The organism is Burkholderia sp. AU45388 (assembly GCF_030481585.1).
Taxonomy (GTDB): Bacteria; Pseudomonadota; Gammaproteobacteria; order Burkholderiales; family Burkholderiaceae; genus Burkholderia; species Burkholderia sola.
The window spans coordinates 136047-160627 of the sequence record NZ_JAUJPV010000017.1 but is presented as its reverse complement, the minus strand read 5'-3'; the positions used below and the strand labels follow the sequence as shown (position 1 = coordinate 160627).

Sequence of the window (24581 nt, the reverse complement as noted above, 5' to 3'; positions counted from 1 at the left end):
CAGGCGGATGTTCGTCAGGCGAACGCCCGCGTGGCCTATATTGAGGCCGACTTTATAAGAAATGAGGACGCAGATGAAGCGAAAACTGTTGCTGGGCGCCGTGGCGGCGCTGGTGGCCGGCCATGCGCTGCTGGCGCAGGCGGAACTGAAACCGGGCGCCGCGGCGCCCGATTTCACGACGCGGGCGTCGCTGGGCGGCAAGACTTACACGTACTCGCTCGCGGACGCGCTGAAGCAGGGGCCGGTCGTGCTGTATTTCTATCCGGCGGCGTTCACGAAGGGCTGCACGATCGAGGCGCATGCGTTCGCGGACGCGGTCGACCGTTACAAGGCTTACGGCGCGACGGTGATCGGCGTGTCGGCCGACAACATCGACACGCTGACGAAGTTCTCGGTGAGCGAGTGCCGCAGCAAGTTCCCGGTGGCGGCCGACCCGGACGCGAAGATCATCCGCGAGTACGACGCGAAGCTGCCGGCGCTCGATCGCGCGAACCGCGTGTCCTACGTGATTTCGCCGGAAGGGAAGGTTCTCTACGAATACACGAGCCTGTCGCCCGACAAGCACGTCGAGAACACGCTCGCCGCCGTGAAGGCGTGGGCCGACGCGCATCCGAAGCAGTAAGCGGCTGGCCCGCGCGTGAAAACGGCCCGTCGTGCGGGCCGCGTTCACGGGCATGCGCCGCCTCCCGGCCGCGCACAACCGGCCGTTACGCGCGCAGCGCCTGCTCGATCGGCACGCTGCCGCCGACGAAGCCGACGACCTTGCGCGAGATGCCGAGCTTGATCGCCTCGATCGCGGCCCATGCGACATCCTGGCGCGAGACGGGCGGCGCGGGCTCGAGCCACGTGTCGGTCAGCGCGATCTTGCCGACGCCCGGATCGTCCGTGAGCGGGCCCGGGCGCAGGATCACGTAGTCGACGCCCGACGCGATCACGCGATCGTCGCCTTCGCGCTTCATCTGCGAATAGTGGTGCAACGCGTGCGGCCCGCCCTCGGGCCGGTAGGCGGACAGCGAGCTGACCACCACGAGCTTCTGCGCGTTGTAGGCGAGCGCGTAGTCGGCCGCGCGGGCGACCGCATCGCGGTCGACCTGTTCCTCTTCGGTGGCACCCTCCGATTCGGCCGAGCCGGCCGCGTAGATCACGTGCGTGATGCCCTGGAAAGCGTGCGAGAAATCGTTCGTCAGATCGGCCTCGACGACCCGTGCGCCCGCCAGCGCATAGCCGTGCCGGCGCACGAGCGCCGTGACCTCGAACTCCGGCTGCTTGAGCAGCAGATCCGCGCAGGCCTGACCCGTCCGTCCGGTCGCGCCAATCAGCAGTACCTTCGTCGTCATGAAACCGCTCCTTGCTCGATGCGTCATCCGTCCAGATAGGGACGGACGACCGATAACTCAAGTGTAATGTCGAATCGGCGCCGGCGGCGGGTGTGTAATCAGGGGCATACCGGCAGCGGGCATACCGGCAACGCGGACACCGGCACGCGGGGCTGGCGGTCATTCATTCACACGGATTCGGGAATGACGCGCCGACCGGCTATCATGTGCGCGATGCATTTTTCGCCGCTACGTGTGCATAACGCGTCGGCCCACCGGTTGGAGTACACATGGCATTACCCCTGGACAACGTCAGCATGGCCGTGTTCTGCGACTTCGAGAACGTCGCGCTCGGCGTGCGCGATGCGAAGTACGAGAAATTCGACATCAAGCCCGTGCTGGAGCGCCTGCTGCTGAAAGGCAGCATCGTCGTGAAGAAGGCCTATTGCGACTGGGATCGCTACAAGGGCTTCAAGGCGTCGATGCACGAAGCGAGCTTCGAGCTGATCGAGATCCCGCACGTGCGCCAGTCGGGCAAGAATTCGGCCGACATCCGGCTCGTCGTGGACGCGCTCGATCTCTGCTACACGAAGTCGCACGTCGATACGTTCGTGATCATCAGCGGCGATTCGGATTTTTCGCCGCTCGTGTCGAAGCTGCGCGAGAACGCGAAGAAGGTGATCGGCGTCGGCGTGAAGAAATCGACGTCGGATCTGCTGGTCGCGAACTGCGACGAATTCATCTTCTACGACGATCTGGTGCGCGAGCAGCAGCGTGCGCTCGCGAAGCGCGAACAGCAGCAGCGCGCGGGCAACGGCGGCGCGAAGCGGCCCGACGAGCCGTCGCGCAAGCACGACATGGACGCGCGCAAGGCCGAGGCGATCGCGCTGGCGGTCGAGACGTTCGACGCGCTCGCGTCGGAGCGCGACGACGTCGGCAAGATCTGGGCGTCGGTGCTCAAGAGCGCGATCAAGCGCCGCAAGCCGGATTTCAACGAGTCGTACTACGGGTTCCGCGCGTTCGGCAACCTGCTCGACGAGGCGCAGGCGCGCGGCCTGCTCGAAGTGGGGCGCGACGACAAGTCGGGCGCGTTCGTGTCGCGGGCTCGCCAGTCGGCCGCAGCCGAGCACGTTGCGGCGGGCGGTGAAGGCGGTGCGGTGCACCACGGCGGCCACCACGGCGCGCGCGCGGCGGAGCCGGCGCCGGCCGGCCGCGAGGCGCGCCGCCGCGGGCAGCGGGCGGAAGCGCTCGTTCACGAAAGCGTGCAGATCGATGCGGAAGACGCGGCGTTTGCCGAGATCGCCGCCGCGGCGCCGGCCGACACGCCCGACACGCCCGACACGCCCGACACGCCCGAGGTGGCCGACGCGCACGGCGACGCGAAGGATGGCCGCAAGCGCGCGCGCAAGAGCGCGGCCAAGAAGACCGCCGCGAAGAAGGGGGCGGCCGCGAAGGGCGCCGGTCGCCAGGCGGCGGGCAAGCCGGACGTCGCCGCGCAGGGCGATGCGGCGCACGGTGGCGAAGCGCACGCGCCCGGCCGGCATGCGGATGAACCGCATCGCGACGCCGCGCATGACGAGCGGCACGCGGCGGCCTCCGCCGAGCCGGCGCACGGCGCTTCCAGCGCTCGGGACGAGGCCGTGCACCCGTCGCATGACGTCGCACCGGTCGAAGGCGCTCCCGAAGCACCGGCCGCCGCCAAGCCGAAGAAACCGGCCCGCAAGGCGGCGCCGCGCGCACGTCGCCCGCGCAAGACGACGGCTGCGGCCGAGTAACGGCAGCGGCGGCAGCCGCGCAGTCGGCCGGGTCTCGTCCGCAACCGGGCGACACCCGCGCCGCGCAGGCCGGGCCGGCGCCACGCCGGCCGGCCGCGCTACCCGTTCAGCACATACGGCCGCGTCATCACTTCGAGGAAGTGACCGTCCGGATCGTCGAAGTACACGCCGCGTCCGCCGTTGTGGCGGTAGATGTCGTCGGCGTGCCGCTTCGCCGGATCGGCCCAGTGCGGCAATCCCCGTTCGCGAATGCGCGCGAGCACGCGATCGAAGGCGGCTTCGTCGATCAGGAACGCGTAATGCTGCGACCGGATCTCTCCCGCCTGTTCGTAAAAATCGAGCGACACGCCGTTGTCGAGCGCGACGACCAGCATCGCGCCGAACGGCGTCGGCGGCGGCAAGTCCAGCAGTTCGGTGAGGAAGCGGCTCGACGCATGCTTGTCGCGGCACCAGACGATCGTGTGATTGAGCTGGACGTTCATGGCGGACTCCCGTGCGGCGGGGCGGCGGTGGATATGGGCACACGATAGCCGATCGCGGCCGGCAAACAAGGCCGGCAACCGAGCGCGTCAACCAGGCGCAAAAAGACGGCTGCCCCGAGGGGCAGCCGCTTTCGTCACTCGCCGGCGACCGCCGGCCCGCCGGTATTGCCGCGGCGGTTGCGGCGCTTCTCGGCCCAGACGCGGAAGCGGTCCATGTACAGGTAGACGACGGGCGTCGTATAGAGCGTCAGCACCTGCGACACGATCAGGCCGCCGGCGATCGCGATCCCGAGCGGCGCGCGCAATTCGGCGCCGTCGCCGTTGCCGAACGCGAGCGGCAGCGCGCCGAGCAGCGCCGCCATCGTCGTCATCATGATCGGCCGGAAGCGCAGCAGGCACGCCTCGTGGATCGCGTCGAACGACGACTTCCCGTAGTTGCGCGTCTGGTCGATCGCGAAGTCGACCATCATGATCGCGTTCTTCTTCACGATACCGATCAGCAGGATCACGCCGATCAGCGCGATGATGCTGAACTCGGTCTTGAACAGCAGCAGCGCGAGCAGCGCGCCGACGCCGGCCGACGGCAGCGTCGACAGGATCGTGATCGGGTGGATGTAGCTCTCGTACAGGATCCCGAGCACGATGTAGACGGCCAGCAGCGCCGCGAGGATCAGGATCGGCTGATCGTTCAGCGACTGCTGGAACGCCTGCGCGGTGCCCTGGAAGCTGCCGACGATCGTCGGCGGCACGCCGATCTGCGCCATCGTCTGATAGATCACCTGGGTCGCCTGCGACAGCGACACGCCCGGCGGCAGGTTGAACGAGATCGTCGTCGCGACGAACAGCCCCTGGTGGTTGACCGACAGCGGCGTCGTGCTCGGCCCGAACGTCGCGATCGCCGACAGCGGGATCATCGTCGACTTCGACGTCGACACCGACGCACCCGACGACGCGCTCGACTTGCCGCTCGCCGCGATCGCGTTGAGCGCTTGGTTGCGCGCGGAATCGGACGCGATCGCCGCGGCGCTCTGCGCGGCCGTGCCGGCGCTCGACGTGCCGGCCGAGGTCGCGACGTAGGTGCCGGCGGCGGCGTTGGTGGTCTGCGAACCGTTCGCGCTGCCGCCCGACGTGCTGATCCATACCTGGTTCAGCATTTCCGGGCTCTGCCAGTATTTCGGCGCGACTTCCATCACGACGTGGTACTGGTTCAGCGGGTTGTAGATTGTCGAGACCTGGCGCTGGCCGAACGCGTCGTACAGCGTGTTGTCGATCTGCGCGGGCTTGATGCCGAACCGCGCGGCCGTCGCGCGGTCGATCGTCACCATCGCCTCGAGGCCGCCTTGCTGCTGGTCGGAGTTCACGTCGGTCAGCTCGGGGCGCTTCTGCAGCGCCTCGGTCAGGATCGGCCCCCACTTGTACAGGTCGGCGCTCGAATCGCCGAGCAGCGTGAACTGGTACTGCGCGTTGCTCTGCCGGCCGCCGACGCGGATGTCCTGCGCCGCCTGCAGGAACGTGCGCGCGCCCGCCACGTCCGCCAGCCGCGGGCGCAGCTGCTGGATCACCTGGTCGGCCGACAGCTTGCGCTCGGTGCGGTCCTTCAGCGTGACGAACATGAAGCCGGAGTTGGTCTGCGTGCCGCCGGTGAAGCCCGCGACGCTCTTCACGTTCGGGTTGCCCTGCACGATCCGCATCATCTCGGAGAACTTCAGCTTCATCGCCTGGAACGACGTCGACTGGTCGGCCTGGATGCCGCCGATCATCAGGCCGGTGTCCTGCTGCGGGAAGAAGCCCTTCGGCACGACGACGTACAGGTAGACGTTCAGCCCGATCGTCGCGAACAGCGTCAGCAGGATCAGCAGCGGCCGGCGCAGCGCCCACGACAGCGAGCGCTCGTAGCCGCGCTGCATGCGCGCGAAGCCGCGTTCGAGGAAACGCCCGAAGCGGCCCTCGCTTTGCGGGTCGTGCTGTTCGGGCAGCAGGCGCGCGCACATCATCGGCGTGACCGTGAGCGACACCGCGAGCGACACCGCGATCGCGAGCGACAGCGTCAGCGCGAATTCGCGGAACAGGCGCCCGACGATCCCGCCCATCAGCAGGATCGGCAGGAACACCGCGACGAGCGAGATGCTCATCGACAGCACCGTGAAGCCGACTTCGCGCGCGCCGTCGAACGCGGCCTGCATCCGCGACTTGCCGTTCTCGATGTGCCGCGAGATGTTCTCGAGCACGACGATCGCGTCGTCGACGACGAAGCCGGTCGCGACGATCAGCGCCATCAGCGACAGGTTGTCGATCGAGAAGCCCAACAGGTACATCGCGCCGAACGTGCCGACGATCGAGATCGGCACCGCCACGCTCGGGATCAGCGTCGCGCGCCAGTTGCGCAGGAACAGGAACACGACCATCACGACGAGGCTGATCGCGATCAGCAGCGTGTGCTCGGTATCCTTCAGCGACGCGCGGATGGTGGTCGAGCGGTCGAGCACCGGCGTGACCGTGATGTCGGCCGGCAGCGACGCGGTGAGCTGCGGCAGCGCCGCGCGCACGCGGTCGAGCGTCTCGATGATGTTCGCGCCCGGCGAGCGGTAGAGGATCACGAGCACCGCGCGCTTGCCGTTCGACAAACCGAGGTTGCGCAGGTCCTCGACCGAATCGACGACGTCGGACAGATCGGACAGGCGCACGGCCGAGCCGTTGCGGTACGCGACGACGAGGTCGCGGTATTGCGATGCCTGGGACGCCTGGTCGTTCGTGTAGAGCTGGAAGCGCTGCGGGCCGAACTCGATCGCGCCCTTCGGCGCGTTGGCGTTCGCGGAAGCCAGCGCCGCGCGCACGTCCTCGAGGCCGATCCCGTAGTGGAACAGCGATTGCGGTTCGAGCTCGACGCGCACGGCCGGGTTCGCGGAGCCGCTCACGGTGACCTGGCCGATTCCGTCGATCTGCGACAGCGACTGCTGCAGCACCGTCGACGCGGCGTCGTACACCTTCGCGGGCGACGCCGTCTCCGAGGTCAGCGACACGACCATGATCGGCGAATCGGCCGGGTTGACCTTGCGGTAGGTCGGGTTGCTCTTCAGCGCGGCGGGCAGGTCGGCGCGCGCCGCGTTGATCGCGGCCTGCACGTCGCGCGCGGCGCCGTCGATGTCGCGGTTCAGGCCGAACTGCAGGATGATCCGTGCATTGCCGACCGTGCTCGTCGACGTCATTTCGGAGACGTCCGCGATCGAGCCGAGGTGCCGCTCCAGCGGGCTCGTCACGCTGGTCGCGACCGTTTCCGGGCTTGCGCCCGGCAGCGACGCCTGCACCGAGATCGTCGGGAAGTCGACCTGCGGCAGCGGCGACACCGGCAGCTTGATGAACGCGAACAGGCCCGCGAGCGCGACGCCGAGCGCGAGCAGCGTCGTCGCGACGGGGCGGGTGATGAAGGGGCGCGACAGGTTCATCGATTACGCACCCGTACGCTTGCCGGCGTCGGGGCCGTGGCGTTCGAACCAGCCGCGCGCGCGGCGCGCGAGCGAATCGAAGCCGAGATAGATCACGGGCGTCGTAAACAGCGTCAGCACCTGCGACACGATCAGGCCGCCGGCGATCGCGATCCCGAGCGGCTGGCGCAACTCGGAGCCCGCGCCGGAGCCGACGATCAGCGGCACCGCGCCGAGCAGCGCGGCGAGCGTCGTCATCAGGATCGGCCGGAAGCGCAGCAGGCACGCCTGGTAGATCGCCTCGCGCGGCGGCTTGCCTTCGACGCGTTCGGCCTCGAGCGCGAAGTCGATCATCATGATCGCGTTCTTCTTCACGATGCCGATCAGCAGCACGATGCCGATGATCCCGATGATGTCGAGGTCGTGCCCGGTGATCATCAGCGCGAGCAGCGCGCCGACGCCGGCCGACGGCAGCGTCGACAGGATCGTGATCGGGTGGATGTAGCTCTCGTACAGCACGCCGAGCACGATGTACATCGTGACGACCGCCGCGAGGATCAGGAACAGCTGGTTCGACAGCGACGCCTGGAACGCGAGCGCCGCGCCCTGGAAGCGGGTCTGGAACGAGCCGGGCAGGCCGATGTCCTTCTCGGCGGCCTCGATCGCCTTGACGGCTTCGCCGAGCGACGCGCCCGGTGCGAGGTTGAACGAGATCGTCGTCGACGGGAACTGCGACAGGTGCGCGACCAGCAGCGGCGACGGCCGCTCGTGGAACGACGCGATCGACGCCAGCGGCACCTGGCCGCCGCCGGCCGACGGCAGGTAGATGTCGTTCAGCGATTGCGCGTAGTGCTGCTCCTTCGGCTCCGATTCGAGAATCACGCGGTACTGGTTCGACTGCGTGAAGATCGTCGACACGATGCGCTGGCCGAACGCGTCGTACAGCGCGTTGTCGACGGTCGCCGGCGTGATGCCGAAACGCGCGGCGCTCGCGCGGTCGATCTCGATGTAGACCGACTGGCCGTTGCTCTGCAGGTCGGTCGCGACGTCGGCGAGCGACGGCTCCTGCTGCAGCCGCGCGACGAGCTTCGGCACCCAGGTCGCGAATTCGTCCGAGTTCGGGCTCGTCAGCATGAACTGATACTGCGTCGGGCTGACCGTCGAGTCGATCGTCAGGTCCTGCACCGGCTGCATGAACAGCGAAATGCCGGTGACGTTCGCGACGCGCTGCTGCAGGTCGCGGATGATCTGCGCGGCGGTTTCGGTGCGTGCGTCGCGTGCCTTCAGGTTGATCAGCATCCGGCCGCTGTTCAGCGTGATGTTGCTGCCGTCGACACCGATGAACGACGTGAGGCTGTCGACGTTCGGGTCTTTCAGGATGGCGGCCGCGAGCGTCTGCTGGCGTTCGGCCATCGCACCGTACGAGATCGACTGCGGCGCCTGCGTGATCGCCTGGATCACGCCGGTGTCCTGCGCGGGGAAGAAGCCCTTCGGCACGTACACGTAGAGCAGGGCGGTCAGCCCGAGCGTCAGCAGCGCGACGACGAGCGTCGAGCGCTGGCGGTTCAGCACCCATTCGAGCGCGACCGCGTAGCGCGCGATCACCCAGTCGATCGCGCGGTGCACGCGCGCCTCGAAGCGGTGGCTCTCGGGCGGCGGCGAATGGCGCAGCAGCTTCGCGCACAGCATCGGCACGAGCGTGAGCGACACGATCGCCGAGATCACGATCGTCACCGCGAGCGTGATCGCGAACTCGTGGAACAGGCGCCCGACCACGTCGCCCATGAACAGCAGCGGGATCAGCACCGCGATCAGCGACACCGTCAGCGAGATGATCGTGAAGCCGATCTGCCGCGAGCCCTTCAGCGCGGCCTCGAGCCCCGTCTCGCCTTCCTCGACGTAGCGCGCGATGTTCTCGATCATCACGATCGCGTCGTCGACGACGAAGCCGGTCGCGATGGTGAGCGCCATCAGCGACAGGTTGTTCAGCGAGAAGCCGGCCATGTACATCACCGCGAGCGTGCCGATCAGCGACAGCGGCACCGACAGACTCGGGATGATCGTCGCGTAGACGTTCGCGAGGAACAGGTACATCACCAGCACGACGAGCGCGACCGCGAGCAGCAGCTCGAACTGCACGTCGCGCACGGCCGCGCGGATCATCGTCGTGCGGTCGGTGACGATCTCGACGTCGAGCGCGGCCGGCAGCGTTTCCTGCAGCTTCGGCAACTGCGCCTTGATCGCGTCGACGGTCGCGATCACGTTCGCGCCCGGCTGGCGCTGCACGTTCAGGATGATCGCCGGGTCCGCATTCACCCACGCGCCGAGCTTGGTGTTCTCCGAGCCGGCGACGACCGTCGCGACGTCGGTCAGCATCACCGGGCGGCCGTTCTTGTACGCGACGACCGCGCTGTTGTACTGGTCGGCGCTCGTCAGCTGGTCGTTCGCGTTGATGGTGTACGCGCGCGTCGGGCCGTCGAAGTTGCCCTTCGGCGTGTTGACGTTCAGGTTCGAGATCGTCGTGCGCAGGTCGTCGAGGTTCATCCCGTACTTCGCGAGCGCGGTCGGGTTCGCCTGGATCCGCACGGCCGGGCGATTGCCGCCCGACAGGCTGACGAGGCCGACGCCGGCGATCTGCGAGATCTTCATCGCGAGGCGCGTGTCGGCCAGGTCCTGTACCTGCGTGAGCGGCAGCGTCTTCGACTTGACGGCGAGCGTCAGCACCGGCGCGTCGGCCGGGTTCACCTTCGCGTAGATCGGCGGGGCCGGCAGGTCGGACGGCAGCAGGTTGCCGGCCGCGTTGATCGCGGCCTGCACTTCCTGTTCGGCGATGTCGAGCGGCAGGTCGAGCGAGAACTGCAGCGTGATCACCGACGCGCCGGCCGAGCTTTGCGACGACATCTGGTTCAGCGACGGCATCTGCCCGAACTGGCGTTCGAGCGGCGCGGTGACCGACGACGTCATCACCTCCGGGCTCGCGCCCGGATAGAAGGTCTGGACCTGGATCGTCGGATAGTCGACCTCGGGCAGCGCGGCGAGCGGCAGGAAGCGCAGCGCGACGAGACCGGCCAGCATGATCGCCGCCATCAGGAGGGCGGTGCCGACCGGCCGGAGAATGAAGAGACGGGATGGATTCATCGAGCGGCCCGCGCGTTACTGGGCCGCGGGGGCCGTGGCCTGCGACGCGCCGTGCTTGTGTCCGCCGCGATGACCGGCGGCGCCCGAGGCACCCGACGCCGCGCTGGCGCCGTGCGTGCCCGACGCGCCCTTCGGCTTGTCGGCCGGAATCGAGATCTTCGAGCCTTCGCGCAGGCGGTCCGAGCCGTCGGTCACCACGCGCTCGCCGAGCGCGACGCCGCTGACGATGCTCGTGCGTTCGCCGTCGACCGGGCCGATCGTGACCTTGCGCACCGTCACCGTGTTGTCGGGTTTCACGACATAGACGAACTGGCCGATCGAGCCCGTCAGCACCGCGGAGGTCGGCACGATCGTCGCGTTGCGCACCACGTCGACGAGCAGCCGCGTGTTCACGAACTGATTCGGGAACAGCATGCCTGCCTTGTTATCGAAATTCGCGCGCAGCTTGACCGTGCCGGTGCTCGTGTCGATCTGGTTGTCGAAGGTCGCGAGCGAGCCGGTCTCGAGCGGCACCGTGTTGTTGCGGTTGTAGGCGGTGACCGACAGCTTCTGGCCGGCGTTCACCTGCTTGAGGATCTGCGGCAGGTTGTCTTCCGACGTCGTGAAGATCACGCTCATCGGCTGCAACTGGGTGATCACGACGATGCCGTTGGTGTCGCCGGGCGTCACGTAGTTGCCGGGGTCGACCTGGCGCAGGCCGACGCGGCCCGAGACGGGCGCCGTGATGCGCGCATACGTGAGATTGAGCTTCGCCGCATCGATCGCGGCCTGGTCGGTCTTCACCGCGCCTTCGTACTGCTTGACGAGCGACGCCTGCGTATCGACCGTTTGCGACGCGATCGAGTCCTGCGACAGCAGCGTCTGGTAACGCTTCAGGTCGAGGCGGGCCGTCGCGAGCAGCGCCTCATCGCGCGCATGCGTGCCTTCGGCGTTCTCGAGCGCGACCTGGTACGGGCGCGGGTCGATCTGCGCGAGCACGTCGCCTTTCTTGACGAGCTGGCCTTCCTGGAACGACACCGACTGCAGGTAGCCCGACAGCTGCGTCTTCACCGTCACGTTCGCGAGCGGCGTGACGGTGCCGAGCGCGGACAGCACGATCGGCATCTCGCCCTGCGTCGCGGTCGCGACCTGCACCGGCTGCGGAATGTTCGCCATTGCCGCGGGGCCGCCGCGGCCCCGATGGCTGCCCGCGCCTTTCGCGGTGCTGCCGGCCGCCGGCGTGCGGTTCCACGGGTGCCACCACAACAGGCCGCCGATCACGACGACCGCGACGGTGCCGATCAGCAGCGTGCGGCGCGGGCGCCGGGCGACAGCGGGTGCGGGGTCTTTCGAAGGGGGCGTGGGCTTTTGTTCGTTATCCATCGTGTTCTGTCAGGAAGACGGCGCGGCGGGCCGGAAATCGGGCTGCTGGCCGCGCGTGGGCGTGCGGGTGACGGGAGGGGGCGGCCCGGCTCGGTCCGGGGCCCCGCCGATCCGCGCGGGAAAAGAGCGGTGCGCACCGCGAGTGCGGCGCGACGATGGGCATGATCCTACGTGCCGTCCCCGTTACAGTCCAGCGGTCTATCTTTCAACGGGTTACGGTCGTTACACAACGCGACGGCGCGATGACGAAACGATTACAGGCCGATGCGCCGGGCCGGCGCGCCGCCGATTTCGCGGGTGATTTTCGCGATGCATTCCTGCAGCGCGGGCACCACGTGTTCCCGCAGCCATTCGGGCGGGCACTGATGCGCGGCGCCGCCGCAATTCACCGAGTAGCGCTGGCCCGACGGGCCGACGAAACCGGCCGCGACCGCATTGAGCCCTTCGCGCCATTCGCCGATCGCGATCGCGTGGCCGTCGCGCATCGCTTCGTCGAGCGCGGGTGTCAGGCGGGCGGATACGTGCGGCCAGTCGTCGCCGGCGGTGGCGCGCAGCGACTCGAGCAGCAGGCGGCGTTCGTCGTCCTCGAGCGCGGCGAGATACGCGCGGCCCACGGCCGTCCGCGCGATGTCCATCCGCGAGCCGATTTCGAGGCGCGTGACGAGCACGGCCGAGCGCGGGCGGATCACGTCGATCGCGACCATGTCGAGCCGGTCGCGCACCGCGAGGTGCACGGACAGCGACGTGCGCTCGGCCAGCTCGATCATGAACGGCCGCGAACGCGCGCGGATGTCGAAGTTGCGCAGGAAGCCGTGGCTCAGTTCGAGCACCGACGCGGTGAGCACGAAGCGCTCGCTGTCGGGCAACTGGAACAGGAAGCCGGCGCTGACGAGGGTCGCGGTGATGCGCGAGACGGTCGGCTTCGGGATGCCGGTCAATTCGGTCAGTTCGCGGTTGCTGACGGGGGCGTCGGCAGCCGCGATGCGGCGCAGCACGGCGAGACCGCGGGCAAGGGCGGTGATCTCGTCGGGCGACGATTCACGGTCCCGCGACGCGGGCGAGGTTACAGGTGTCGACACGAGGGATTCTCTCTAATTCCGAAACTCGATTTCAATTTTGTTGGTATTGTAGGACTATTGTCAAAGGATGCACGTTCCGCGGGCGATCCGGTCACTGGATGAGATTTTACGGGTTCACCCTTGGTTTATTAGGAAAACGCTCAAAAGAGCATTGCCGGAAAGTGCATGAACCGGTGCAAATACCGCTTGACTTGTCGGGCGGAAACGGAAAGAATGTCTCACGTTTTCGAAACATCGTTTCAAGAGTTTAACCGGCAACGATGTTTTGCGCAGTCTCTCAGGTTCTAGCACGGCCCTCGGAATGGCTAGAACTTTTTTAGCGCCACGGTCTCCGTGGCGCTTTTTTTTGCCCGTCTTTTCGACCGTCCGCCCGGACGCGTCAGGCCCGTATTATCCCCTCATCGCCGCAAACACCCGCGCTGGCCGGTGTCGCGCCTGCTTGCGCGCGCGATTTGCGCCGCCAGCACGATTGCCGCACGCAAAAAAAAGCGCGATGCCCGCAGGGTGCATCGCGCGTGAAACGGCGTGGAGCGCCGACGAATGAACGATGATGAAGAAAGGGGCGGGCCTGCCCGGCTGACGAGCAACGCCCCTCGCGCGCGGCCGATCAGCCTTTCGCGAGCTTGATGCCGGTCTGCTCGGCCGTCAGGTAGCCGACGCTGGCGCCGAAGCGATCCTTGTAGTTCGCGCGCACGAGCGGATCGAGCGTCGGCTTGACCTTGTCGTGCAGCGGCGATTCCCAGTCGCCCACGTGCTGGAAGTTGCTCATGATGTACGTCCAGCCGTTGATCTCGTCGACCGCGTGCAGGCCCGTCGATTCGGCGCCGGCCGGGCACGACAGCACGCGCGCGAGCGACTTCGTGTCGACGTTGTAGGCCCACAGGAAGTTGTTCACGTGCATGCCCGAGTCTTCGCCGATGAACAGCGTGCGCAGCTTTTCGGAGAACTTCAGGTTGTCCGGGTTCGCGATCTTGTCCGGGTTCGCGAGGTTGCCGAGCGCATCGGCCGCGGCGAGATCCTCGCCGACCAGCGCGGCCGGCGCGCCCATGTCGACCGGCACCCATTCGCTGTCGATCGCGGCGCCCGTCGTATCGCGCTGGCCGGCCTTCAGGTTCAGCGCGTAGACGGCGCCCGCGGCGATCTTCTTGTCGAGCGCGACGTCGCGCGACACCGCGTTGCCCTTGACCATCGACGTTTCGATCCGCGACATCGCCGTGTAGACGATCTTGTCCTTCGCGTTCACGGTCGTGCCTTCGAGCTTCGTGAACGCCATGCTGCCGCCGAGCAGCGCCGCGTAGCGGTGCGTCTCGAGGAACGCGGCCGCCTTTTCCATCCCCGGCTTCACGCGCATCCAGTTGAACTTGCCGCCGAAGTGGATCTTCGTGTAGCTCGCATCGTTCGGATCGGTGGTCACCAGATCCATGATGTCCGACGCCTTCAGCGTATTCGCGAGCGCTTCGATCTCGCTGCTGGTCGCGTGGCCGATCCTGATCCACGTGAGCGTCGCGGTGCCCGCGCCGGCGGACGACGTCTGCGTCCACTTCGCGACGTACAGCGTGCCGGCCGACAGGTCGGCCGCCTTGTCCGCGACGAACATGAACAGGCCGCCGTTGGTGGCGTCGTCGCCCATCATCACGGTGCGCTGGTCCGGCATCACCTGGATCAGCTCGTGCGAGATGCGGCCGAGGCAGTAGTGCTTCTTCACGGTGCCGGTGCCGTCCGGATTGACGGTGATCTCGGGCAGGTGGCCGTAGTGGTAGGGGTTCGCCTTCGTCTCGTCGCCGAACGTGTTCTTGCTGAATGCCTTGAACTGCGCGTCGGTCGCGGCCTTCGTCGCGTCCGGCTCGTATTCCTCGCTCGACAGGTGCGTGCCCCACGGCGACAGGCTCGCGCCGCAGGTGATCCACAGGCCGTGCGCCTTCGACGTGTCGACGTTGTGGTACTTCACGACCTTCAGCGCGCCGGTGGCCGGGTCCTGGTCGAGCGTGATCACCGCGATCGGCGACGGCAGCTGGCCGTACTGCGACGCGCTCGCCTGGTCGCGCGTCGTGTATTCGAACTGCACGACCGCGAACACCGCGTTGCCCTTCACGCCGGGCACGTTCGCGTTCTTCAGCGTGAGCAGCGAGCTGCCGTCCGGGCAGTCGGAATAGAACTGGCGTTCCTTGCCCGCGACCGAGCGATCGATGATCGGCTGGTTGTTGATGTCGTAGTAGCCGCCCGCGAGCGTCGTGCCGCCGTTGCCGTCCGGCACCAGATCACCCGTCACGAAGAACGGCTTGTACGCGAGCTTGAAGTTGCGCGACGAGCCGTCCGAGAACGACACCGACAGCGTCGAGCCGACCGTCGTCGTGGCCATCGCGGCCGCGTTGTCGAGCGTCGGCGCGGCCATCGCCGAGAATGCCGCCGACGTATAGGCAGCGGCGACCGGCGTCGACGCGGGATCGTCGTCGCCGCCGCAACCCGTCAGCAGGGCGGGCAGCGCGAGGCCGGAAAGGGGAAGCATCGGCGCGCCGGCGAGGATCTTCAGGGCCTGACGACGGGAAGCATTGGGCAACGCGGGCATGTGGAGTCCAGTTTCGGTGGTTGGAAGCATGGCCTTCGCGAAGCACGCGAGCGGCAAGCTTCGCGAAGGCGTATTGAAAACTGGACCGAAGTGTAAGGACGCTAGATGAAAGTTTTTTGAATCGAAAACGTAATGATGCGTCGGGCGTCCGTCGGGTGAGCCGACGGACGCCGGCCGCAAGCGTTTGCGCTCAATCGCGCTCCGGCGTGGCCGAGATGCGGTGAATCGACAGGTCCGCGCCGTCGAATTCGGCTTCGCGATCGAGACGCAGGCCGACCGTCGCCTTCAGCGCGCCGTAGACGAGCGTGCCGCCCGCGGTCGCGATCGCGATGCCGCCGAGCGTGCCGACGAGCTGCGACAGGAACGACACGCCGCCGAGCCCGCCGAGCGTGGGCAGCCCGAACACGCCGGCCGCGAGGCCGCCGAGCGCGCCGCACATCCCGTGCAGCGGCCAGACGCCGAGCACGTCGTCGATGCGCCAGCGGTTCTGCACGCAGGTGAACATCGCGACGAACAGCGCGCCGGCCGCGGCGCCCGTGACGAGCGCGCCGATCGGGTGCATCACGTCGGAGCCCGCGCATACCGCGACGAGGCCCGCGAGCGGCCCGTTGTAGGTGAAGCCCGGGTCGTTGCGGCCGGCCATCCACGCGGCGAGCGTGCCGCCGACCATCGCCATCAGCGAGTTCACCGCGACGAGGCCGCTGATCTTGTCGAGCGTCTGCGCGCTCATCACGTTGAAGCCGAACCAGCCGACCGCGAGCACCCACGCGCCGAGCGCAAGGAACGGGATGTTCGACGGCGGGTGCGCGGCGATCCGGCCGTCCTTCGCATAGCGGCCATGGCGCGCGCCGAGCAGCAGCACGGCCGGCAGCGCGACCCAGCCGCCGAACGCATGCACGACCACCGAGCCCGCGAAGTCGTGGAACGGCGCGCCGAACGCGTGCGTGAGCCAGGCTTGCACACCGAAGCGCTCGTTCCACGCGATTCCTTCGAAGAACGGATAGATGAAGCCGACGATGATCAGCGTGGCGACGAGCTGCGGATTGAACTTCGCGCGCTCGGCGATGCCGCCGGACACGATCGCCGGGATCGCCGCCGCGAACGTCAGCAGGAAGAAGAAGCGCACGAGCGCGTAGCCGTTGTGCTGCGACAGCGTGCCGATGTCGTCGAAGAATTCGACGCCGTACGCGATCGTATAGCCGATGAGGAAATACGCGAGCGTCGACACCGAGAAGTCGACCAGGATCTTCACGAGCGCGTTGACCTGGTTCTTCTTGCGGACCGTGCCGAGTTCGAGAAATGCGAAGCCCGCGTGCATCGCGAGCACCATGACGGCGCCGATCAACAGGAATAGTGTGTCGACGCCGGATTTCAGACCATCCATGCCGTGGCTTCCTTGCGCAAAAAACGGGCGAGGAATGCAAGTATCGAGCCAACGTGGTGAACGATTGCGTGGAATTGGTGCCCGCGCTCCCGCGCGATGCGGTATTCCGGTGAATCGTGCACGGGATCGGGGCGTGATCCGCGTGGGCCGCGGCGGGTGTCCGGTGCACTGACGTGGTGCGGTGTGTGTCGAGCTGGTGCGTACGACGAATGAGGTGGGGCGGCTGGGCGCGTTGACGCGCACCGATCTGGCGCGTCAGTGCCGCGGGAAGAGGGTGGGCGGCCGGCGCAGCCGCAGCGCGCACGCGGACCAGTACGCGGCGACGGTCGCCAGCCCGAGCGCGGCGAACGCGAGCGCGGCGAAGCTGGCGAGGGACTGGCCGTCGCCGTCGGCGCCGAGGATGCCTTGCGCGACGATCAGCGCGGCCGTCCAGAACCCGATCACGGCCTGCGTGAGCAGGCGCGCACAGGCGATGCGGCGCGGCCGGCCGGATTCGGCGAGCCGGCGCGCCGATGGCGCACGCAGGCACAGGAACAGGGTGGCGGCGAGCAGCGCGGCCAGGGCGATGAGCCAATCAACGAGGAAAGCCATACGGGGAAAAGGGGGCAGGTACGAAGCGAATTGAAGCGTGCCCACTTTAGAGGCGTGGCGCGTGCGATTGAATCAGACGAATCCGAAATTGAAAGGCATTTTTAATGGCGGGTCGTCATTGGGCCTGTTCCACAGGCGGTATCATCGACCCCGGTCCAACCACGAGGTCGCGCCACGCGCGGCCGGAGATTGCTGATGAACATGAAGACATCGCGGGCGCGTCGCGCGCCCGGGTCCGTGCTGGCGGCCGTGGCCGCCGGTGCGCTGTTGCTGCTCGCGGGGTGCGAGAAGTCCGGCACGCCGGCCACGCAAGCCGATACGGCCGCGAGCGCGGCCGCCGATGCCGCGAACAATGCGGCCAAGGCGCTCGATCAGGTGGCGAGCACCGTCAATCAACAGATCAACGCGGCGAAGGCCGGCATCGCGTCCGCGGCGTCGGCCGTGCCGCCGTTGTCCGCGAGCGGCCTCGCGTCGGCCGCGCAGGCACAGTTCGACGCGGCGGCGTCCGCGGTCGTCGCGCATGCGGCGTCCGAAGCGGGCGCGAAGATTGCCGAAGCCGGCAAGAAACTCCAGCAGTGGAGCCAGCAGGGCGCCGCGGGGACCCAACCCGCGAGCGGCGAATGACGCGGGCTTGCATGATCCGCAAAATGTAATTATGATGGTTACACATGTCGCCGGTCGCGGTTTGGGCCGGCGTCGCCGAGTGAGTCACGAATGAATACCAGCAGCCGGTTCGCGTTTGCCGTTCACGTGCTTGCCTTGCTGTCGATGCAGGAAGGCGCGCCGTTGTCGTCCGACATCATCGCGGGCAGCGTGAATACGAATCCGGCGCTGATTCGCCGGTTGTTGTCGATGCTGGCGGCCGCAGGGCTGACCACGTCGCAACTCGGCGCGGGCGGCGGTGCGCTGCTGGCGCGCGAGCCCGGCGAGATCACGCTGCTCGACGTGTATCGCGCGGTCGACGATGCGCAATTGTTCGCGCTGCACCGCGAGGCGCCGAATCCGGCATGTCTCGTCGGGCGGCACATCCAGGGCGTGCTGACCGGCTATATCGGCGACGCGCAGCGCGCGATGGAGGCGTCGCTCGCCACGCGCACGCTCGTTGACGTGACGGCCGACATGCTGGATCGGGAGCAGCGCACGCAACGGGCGGCGCGCGCCGGCGGATGACCGACGGCGGGTGCCGACGGGGGTGCCGACGACAGGCAGGGCGGGAAGCCGGACGGCGCGCATGCGCGGCGATCGGCGCAACGGGGGCTTCGCCCCGTTTTTTTCGGCCTTATGTGTAATTAATCGTGTTACATATTTTCAACTCTGGAGAATCGATATGACGCAACGTTCGTTGAATATCGCGCTGTTCGGCGCCACCGGCATGATCGGCTCGCGCATCGCGGCGGAAGCCGTGCGGCGCGGCCACCGCGTCACGGCGCTGTCGCGCCGTCCGGGCGCATCCGGCGACGGCATCACCGCGAGGGCGGCCGACCTGTTCGACGCGGCCAGCATCGCGGTCACGCTGCCGGGCCATGACGTCGTCGCGAGCGCGTACGGTCCGAAGCAGGAAGATGTGGCGCAGGTCGTTGCGGTCGCGAAGGCGCTGGTCGCCGGCACGCGCCAGGCCGGCTTGAAGCGGCTCGTCGTGGTGGGCGGCGCCGGTTCGCTGGAAGTCGCGCCGGGCAAGCAGCTCGTCGACACCGAAGGCTTCCCGGACGCGTACAAGGCGGTCGCGCTTGCGCACCGCGACGCACTCGACTACCTGAAGACGGTCGCCGATATCGACTGGACCTTCTTCGCGCCGGCCGCGCTGATCGCGCCGGGCGAGCGCACGGGCACGTTCCGCACGGGCGTCGGCAAGCTGATCGTGGACGCGCAAGGCAACAGCAAGATCTCGGCGGAAGACTACGCGGTCGCGTTCGTCGACGCGCTCGAGCAGGACAGCTTCGTGCGCGAGGTCGCGACGGTCGCGTATTGAGCGGCATGACGGCCGGCGGCGCGTGCGCGCCGGCCAGGGCGCGACGCGCAAGCCGCGACGCGCCGAGCAGTCATTTCAGGCGACGCCACCCGCGTGGGTGGCGTCGCCTGTTTCATTGGCGCGGCGAGTGCGTGACGGATCGGTATTTACACCGGTCGACGCGCCGAGACAGTTTTCATATTGTTCCCCGTCGGGCAGGATGAATAGAATAAATTTCTATCGACGAGGGAAGGGAGAAATGGACGCCATCGATCGCAAGCTGCTGGAGCTGCTGCAGGCGGATGCCACGCTGCCGATCGCGGAGCTGGCACAGCGCGTGAACCTGTCGCAGACGCCGTGCTGGAAGCGCGTGCAGCGGCTGAAGGAAACCGGCGCGATTCGCGCGCAGGTCGCGCTGTGCGATCCGCGCAAGCTCGGGGTCGGCACGACCGTGTTCGTCGCGATCCGCACGAACCAGCACACCGAGGAATGGGCGCAGCGCTTCACGCAGGCGGTGCGCGACATGCCGGAAGTGGTCGAGGTCTACCGGATGAGCGGCGAGACCGATTACCTGCTGCGCGTCGTCGTGACGGGCATCGACGACTACGACCGCGTCTACAAGCAGCTGATTCGCACGGTGCCGCTGTTCGACGTCAGTTCGTCGTTCGCGATGGAGCAGATCAAGTATTCGACCGCGCTGCCCGTGCGCGATCTGGCCGAGCCCGTCTGACGGGCATGCCGCCGCGCGGCGGCGCGGCTTCAGCGGCCGCGCGCCAGTGCGCGTGCACGTTCGTCGGCCAGCGCGTCGCGTCGCACGAAATCCGCGACGAACGGGCTGGCCGGATGGTGATGCAGCGCATACGGCGTGTCCCATTGCGCGAGTTCGCCGTCCTTCATCACGCCGATCCGGTCGGCGATCGCGAACGCCTCCGCCTGGTTGTGCGTGACGAGGATCGCGGTGTGGCCCGTGCGCTTCAGGATGTCGCGCAGTTCGAACGCGAGCCGCTCGCGCGTATCGACGTCGAGATTCGAGAACGGTTCGTCGAGCAGCAGCAGTTCCGGCGACGGCGCGAGTGCGCGCGCGAGCGCGACGCGCTGCTGCTGGCCGCCCGACAGTTCGTGCGGATACGCGTCGCCGGCATCGGCGAGGCCGACGAGGTCGAGCATCTCCGCGACGCGCAGCCGCCGTTCGGCCTTCGGCATGCGCCGCAGCCCGAACGCGACGTTGTCGGCCGCGCTCAGGTGCGGGAACAGCGCGTAATCCTGGAACATCATGCCGATGCGTCGTCGCTCGGGCGGCACGTCGAGCGACGGCGCCGCGACCGGCGTGCCGTCCAGCACGATACGCCCCATGCGCACGGGTTCGAAGCCGGCGATCGCGCGCAGCACGGTGGTCTTGCCGCAGCCGGACGCACCGAGCAGGCAGCCGATCTCGCCTCGCGGCAGCGCGAGGCTCAGGCCGTCGACCACGATGCGGCGGCCGTGCGGCGTGTCGTAGGCGACGCAGAGGTCGTCGAGTTCGAGCAGGTTCACGGTGTCAGGCTCCGATCTTGTGGCGGGTGCGGGCGAGCAGGATTACGGGCACGAGCCCGGCCAGCACGATCGCGAGCGCGGCGACCGCGCCTTCTTCATAGGTGCCGCGCGCGGCTTCCGCATATAGCCAGGTCGCGAGCGTGTCGAAATTCAACGGGCGCAGCAGCAGCGTGGCCGGCAATTCCTTCATCGCGTCGACGAACACCAGCAGCGCGCTCGTCGTGAGCGCGGGCCGCAACAGCGGCAGGTGGACGCGGCGCAGCGTGCCGCCGGCCGTCTCGCCGAGCGAGCGCGCGGCCTGTTCGAGCGACGGCGGAATGCGCGCGAGGCCGGCCTCGATGCCGCCGGCCGGGATCGCGAGAAAGCGCACGGTATAGGCGATCACGAGCGCGGCGGCCGAGCCCATCAGCAGCAGGCCGTCGCGGCCGAGCACCGCGCCGAACAGCCGATCGGCCGCCGCGAACGGCATCAGCAGGCCGATCGCGAGCACGGTGCCCGGCACCGCGTAGCCGAGGCTCGCGATCCGCGCGCACAGGCGGGCAGGGCCCGCCCGGGCGCTGTCGCGCTGCGCGCGCGCGGCCCACGCGACGACGAGCCCGCACGCGAGCGTCGCGGCGGTGGCGGCGGTCGCGATCGTCAGCGTGTTCGCGAGCCCCGTCATCAGTTGCGCGGACACGCCGCCGACGAGGTGCAGCCGCTTGGCCGTTTCGACCGCGAGGTACGCGGCCGGCGCGCCGAAGCCGAGCAGGACGGGCAGCCAGCCGAGCACCGCGGCGCCCAGCGCGGCCGCGCCGGTCAGGCGGCGCGGCGCGATCGGCCGCATGCGCCGGCCATGCGCGTAGCGCTGACGGCGGCGCCCGTAGCGTTCGAGCGCGATCATGCCGACGACGATCGCGAGCATCGCGAGTGCGATCTGCGCGGCGCCGGCGAGATCGGAGCGCGTGATCCACGTCGTATAGACGGACACGGTCAGCGTCTGCACGCCGAGGAACTCCGACGCGCCGATATCGTTCAGCGTTTCGAGCAGCGCGAGGCTCACGCCGACCGCGATCGCCGGCCGGGCGAGCGGCACGACGACGCGCCAGAACGTCGCGACGCGGCCGGCGCCGAGCGTGCGCGCGGCTTCGAGCAGGCTCGCGGATTGCGTGACGAACATCGCGCGCGTGCTCAGATAGACGTACGGATACAGCACGAAGCCGAGCACGAAGATCGCGCCGGGCAGCGAGCGCAGGTCGGGCAGGCGGAACTGCCGCGGGCTGTCGAAGCCGAGCAGCCAGCGGATCGCGCCCTGCACTGGGCCGATCGGATGCAGTAGGTCGAGATACGCGAACGCGACGATGTAGGTGGGGACGGCGAGCGGCAGCAGCAGCGCCCAGGTCAGGATCCGGCGGCCGGGAAAATCGTACGCGGTGACGAGCCAGGCGCAGCCGGTACCGACGATCGACACGATCGTGCCGACTCCGGCGAGCAGCAGCAGCGTATTGACGAGCGCCTGCGGCAGCACGAATTCGGCGAGATGCCGCCAGTGCGCGAGATCGGCGTCGAACGCGGCGGCCACGAGCACCGCGACCGGCGCCGCGACCGCCGCGGCGATCGTCAACGCCGCGAGCAGCCACAGGCTGCCCGCGCGTAGTCGCGGCCGCGGACGTGGGCCGCGCGGCGCGCGGCAGGCGCGGGCCGCGGGCGATGCGTCAGTTGTCAAAGCCGACCTTGTCGACGAGCTGGCTCGCCTGCTTGCGATGCTTCGCGATATCTGCCAGCGGCAGCGGGTCGACCTTCAGCGTGCCGAAGCTCGCGATCACCGGGTCGAGCTTCACGTTCGCGCGCACCGGATATTCGTAGTTCGCCTGCGCATACAGCGCCTGCGCTTCCGGCGACACCAGGTATTCGAGCAGCTTCACCGCGTTGGCCTTGTGCGGCGCGTGCTTCGCCACCGTCGCGCCGCTGATGTTCACATGCGTGCCGCCGCTCTTTGCATTCGCGAACGTCGGGCGCACGACCTTGATCGCGTCGCCCCATTTGCGTGCATCGCTGCCGGCCTCGGCATGCTTCATGTGGCCGACGTAGTACGCGTTCGCGAGGCCGACGTCGCAGATGCCGCCGAGGATGTCGCGCGCGACGTCGCGGTCGCCGCCGGTCGCCTTGCGCGCGAGGTTCGCCTTCACGCCACGCAGCCATGTCTCGGTCGCGGCCTCGCCGTCGTGCGCGATCATCGCCGCGACGAGCGCCGTGTTGTACGGATGCTGGCCCGAGCGGATGCAGACCTTGCCCTTCCATTTCGGATCGGCGAGATCCTCGTAGCGGAACGCATCGACCTTCAGGTCCTTTTCGACGTACAGCACGCGATCGCGCAGCGACAGCGCGTACCAGTCGCCGTTCGCGCCGCGCAGGTTCGCGGGGATCGCGTCGTCGAGCGCCTTCGAGCGCACCGGCTGCGTGAGCCCGCCGTCGACGAGGTCGAGCAGGTTGCCGACGTCGACCGTCATCAGCACGTCGGCCGGCGATTGCGCGCCTTCCGCCTTCACGCGTTCGAGCAGGCCGTCCTTCACGAACACCGTGTTGACCTTGACGCCGCTCTGCTTCGTGAACGCGTCGATGAGCGGCTGGATCAGCTTCGGCTCGCGGGTGGTGTACAGGCTCACTTCCTCGGCCGCCTGGGCAAGCGGCGCGAAGGCGGCCGCGGTCAGGGCGAGGGCGCCGGCGAGCGGCAGCAGGCGGGTGCGCGGATTCGACATGGAGACTCCGGTGCGGCAGGTGGACGAGGGAGCGTTCCGCGGCGCGCCTGCCGCCCGCGCGACCGAAACATTACAAATTGAAAGACGATGGATTCTAAATCGAAATGGGAATGATTAACAAACGAAAGCTTGCGGAAAGCGGGGGAGCGGCCGGGGGCGGAGACCGGCGAGCGAGGCGGCGCAGCGCGGGCGCAAGCGCGTAGAATGCCCGCTTCGACGAATTTGACGGAGCGGCACCGACCATGAACGATCAGCGCAAGAAGAACCCTGTCCGCAACGTGAGCATCCTGATCGTCGTGGCCGTGCTGCTCGTGATCGGGACGATCCTGTACAACGCGATTTCGCAGAAGCACGCGTACGACGAGGCCCATCCGGCCGAGGCCGCGAGCGCGGCGTCGCACTGACGGGCCGGTGCGCGGCCCGGCCGGGCCGCGCGTGGGCAGGCGAAGGGAGTGGCTCCGCGGTGTACGGCGCGACGGGCGCCGTGCGGAACCGGGACGGCGGAAGGCGCGCGCGGAACCGGCGCGCCGCATCGGCAGGTCAGCCGTGCGTCAACGTGACGCAGCGGCGAATTTCGGGCGGATCCGTATGTAGAACACGGCCGCGAGCAGCGCGAGCCACGCCGCGCCGACGTAGAGCGCGACGCGCGTATCGTCGAACCAGCCGAGCATCACGATCACGAAGCCCATGAAGGCGATCGTCAGCGCTGGCGCGACGGGCCACAGCGGCACCTTGAACTTCAGCGCGGCGACTTCGGCGCTCGATTCGGGCTCGCCGAACACCTTCACGTGGCACAGGTTCAGCCCGCAGATGATCGCGACGACGCCGAGCACCCAGATCCATTGCGGCACGTCCGGAAACCAGAAGCCCATGTAGATGCCGAATGCGGTGATGTCGGCGATCGCGACGATCACCATTCGAGCGTGTAGGTCCAGCCGGTGACGAAGCCCGCGAACGGGCCGAGGTTCCCGGTCGCGTAGTGGCCGAACGAGCCGGCGACGGGTTCGCGCACGGCCATCTCGCCGAGCGCGCGCATCACCAGTAGACGGCTGCGCCGCCCAGGATGTACGCGAGGATTACGGCCGGGGCGGCGAGCTGGATCGCGGATGCCGAACCGTAGAACAGGCCCGTGCCGATCGCCGAGCCCAGCGCGAGAAAGCGGATGTGCCGCGCGCTCAGATGGCGCTGCAAGTTTTTTATCGAGTCTCCGATATCGTTATGCGACGAACCTGGCGCGCGAGGCCGGTTCG

19 protein-coding genes and 1 pseudogene are annotated in these 24581 nt (G+C 68.2%); 7 read left to right on the top strand and 13 right to left on the bottom strand.

Annotated features, from left to right (window positions below; genetic code table 11):
- Positions 1–73: 73 nt before the first annotated feature.
- The gene (locus QZM72_RS24690; protein WP_089467034.1) at positions 74–622 is read left to right on the top strand and encodes a peroxiredoxin; all 549 of its coding nucleotides are present in this window, start codon (positions 74–76) and stop codon (positions 620–622) included.
- An 85-nt stretch (positions 623–707) separates the two neighbouring features.
- On the opposite strand, the gene QZM72_RS24685 is transcribed toward QZM72_RS24690, so the two are convergent.
- A complete protein-coding gene (locus tag QZM72_RS24685; RefSeq protein WP_089467035.1) occupies positions 708–1337 on the bottom strand; it encodes an SDR family oxidoreductase in 630 nt (209 codons plus the stop codon).
- Between the two features lie 269 nt (positions 1338–1606).
- On the opposite strand from QZM72_RS24685, the gene QZM72_RS24680 reads away from it, so the two are divergent.
- Positions 1607–3091, top strand: a complete 1485-nt coding sequence (locus QZM72_RS24680; RefSeq protein WP_301739468.1) for an NYN domain-containing protein — start codon at positions 1607–1609, stop codon at positions 3089–3091.
- A 98-nt stretch (positions 3092–3189) separates the two neighbouring features.
- Here the strand turns inward: QZM72_RS24680 and QZM72_RS24675 are convergent, their stop codons facing one another.
- From QZM72_RS24675 to QZM72_RS24640, 8 genes are all read right to left on the bottom strand, one after another.
- Positions 3190–3573 carry a VOC family protein gene (locus QZM72_RS24675; protein WP_089467037.1) on the bottom strand — a complete coding sequence of 128 codons (384 nt, stop codon included), beginning with the start codon at positions 3571–3573 and terminating at the stop codon, positions 3190–3192.
- A 134-nt stretch (positions 3574–3707) separates the two neighbouring features.
- Complete coding sequence (locus QZM72_RS24670) at positions 3708–7016, bottom strand: efflux RND transporter permease subunit (protein WP_301739467.1); 3309 nt, start codon at positions 7014–7016, stop codon at positions 3708–3710.
- Between the two features lie 3 nt (positions 7017–7019).
- Positions 7020–10133: an MdtB/MuxB family multidrug efflux RND transporter permease subunit gene (locus QZM72_RS24665; RefSeq protein ID WP_089467039.1), complete on the bottom strand. Its 3114-nt coding sequence runs from the start codon at positions 10131–10133 to the stop codon at positions 7020–7022.
- Positions 10134–10148: 15 nt separating this feature from the next.
- The gene (locus QZM72_RS24660) at positions 10149–11495 is read right to left on the bottom strand and encodes an MdtA/MuxA family multidrug efflux RND transporter periplasmic adaptor subunit (RefSeq protein ID WP_301739466.1); all 1347 of its coding nucleotides are present in this window, start codon (positions 11493–11495) and stop codon (positions 10149–10151) included.
- Between the two features lie 254 nt (positions 11496–11749).
- Positions 11750–12574 (bottom strand): IclR family transcriptional regulator, encoded by an 825-nt coding sequence (locus QZM72_RS24655; RefSeq protein WP_089467041.1) that lies wholly within the window; start codon positions 12572–12574, stop codon positions 11750–11752.
- Between the two features lie 607 nt (positions 12575–13181).
- Positions 13182–15140: a PhoX family phosphatase gene (locus QZM72_RS24650; protein WP_301739475.1), complete on the bottom strand. Its 1959-nt coding sequence runs from the start codon at positions 15138–15140 to the stop codon at positions 13182–13184.
- A 190-nt stretch (positions 15141–15330) separates the two neighbouring features.
- A complete protein-coding gene (locus QZM72_RS24645; RefSeq protein ID WP_301739465.1) occupies positions 15331–16524 on the bottom strand; it encodes an ammonium transporter in 1194 nt (397 codons plus the stop codon).
- A 255-nt stretch (positions 16525–16779) separates the two neighbouring features.
- Positions 16780–17115: a hypothetical protein gene (locus QZM72_RS24640; RefSeq protein ID WP_089467044.1), complete on the bottom strand. Its 336-nt coding sequence runs from the start codon at positions 17113–17115 to the stop codon at positions 16780–16782.
- A gap of 195 nt (positions 17116–17310) precedes the next feature.
- Between QZM72_RS24640 and QZM72_RS24635 the strand changes: the two genes are divergently transcribed.
- From QZM72_RS24635 to QZM72_RS24620, 4 genes are all read left to right on the top strand, one after another.
- Positions 17311–17739: a hypothetical protein gene (locus tag QZM72_RS24635; RefSeq protein WP_301739464.1), complete on the top strand. Its 429-nt coding sequence runs from the start codon at positions 17311–17313 to the stop codon at positions 17737–17739.
- Between the two features lie 90 nt (positions 17740–17829).
- Entirely contained in the window at positions 17830–18285 is a 456-nt protein-coding gene (locus QZM72_RS24630) for an Rrf2 family transcriptional regulator (RefSeq protein ID WP_175788300.1), read from the top strand.
- A gap of 157 nt (positions 18286–18442) precedes the next feature.
- Positions 18443–19084 (top strand): NAD(P)-dependent oxidoreductase, encoded by a 642-nt coding sequence (locus QZM72_RS24625; protein ID WP_301739463.1) that lies wholly within the window; start codon positions 18443–18445, stop codon positions 19082–19084.
- Between the two features lie 238 nt (positions 19085–19322).
- Positions 19323–19793, top strand: coding sequence for an Lrp/AsnC family transcriptional regulator (locus QZM72_RS24620; protein ID WP_301739462.1), 471 nt, complete (start codon positions 19323–19325; stop codon positions 19791–19793).
- A 29-nt stretch (positions 19794–19822) separates the two neighbouring features.
- Here the strand turns inward: QZM72_RS24620 and QZM72_RS24615 are convergent, their stop codons facing one another.
- Genes QZM72_RS24615 through QZM72_RS24605 form a run of 3 tightly spaced genes read right to left on the bottom strand, consistent with a single transcriptional unit; the run spans position 19823 to position 23331 of the window.
- Complete coding sequence (locus tag QZM72_RS24615) at positions 19823–20596, bottom strand: ABC transporter ATP-binding protein (protein ID WP_089467049.1); 774 nt, start codon at positions 20594–20596, stop codon at positions 19823–19825.
- 4 nt (positions 20597–20600) lie between these two features.
- A complete protein-coding gene (locus tag QZM72_RS24610) occupies positions 20601–22298 on the bottom strand; it encodes an iron ABC transporter permease (RefSeq protein WP_301739461.1) in 1698 nt (565 codons plus the stop codon).
- Positions 22288–23331: a Fe(3+) ABC transporter substrate-binding protein gene (locus QZM72_RS24605; RefSeq protein ID WP_089467051.1), complete on the bottom strand. Its 1044-nt coding sequence runs from the start codon at positions 23329–23331 to the stop codon at positions 22288–22290. Before QZM72_RS24605 ends, QZM72_RS24610 begins: the two co-directional genes overlap by 11 nt.
- Positions 23332–23573: 242 nt before the next feature.
- Here QZM72_RS24605 and QZM72_RS24600 point away from each other — a divergent pair, with 242 nt between their 5' ends.
- The gene (locus tag QZM72_RS24600) at positions 23574–23735 is read left to right on the top strand and encodes a hypothetical protein (RefSeq protein WP_006476417.1); all 162 of its coding nucleotides are present in this window, start codon (positions 23574–23576) and stop codon (positions 23733–23735) included.
- A gap of 147 nt (positions 23736–23882) precedes the next feature.
- Here the strand turns inward: QZM72_RS24600 and QZM72_RS24595 are convergent.
- Positions 23883–24531 (bottom strand): annotated as a pseudogene (locus QZM72_RS24595) (amino acid permease).
- Positions 24532–24581: the final 50 nt, after the last annotated feature.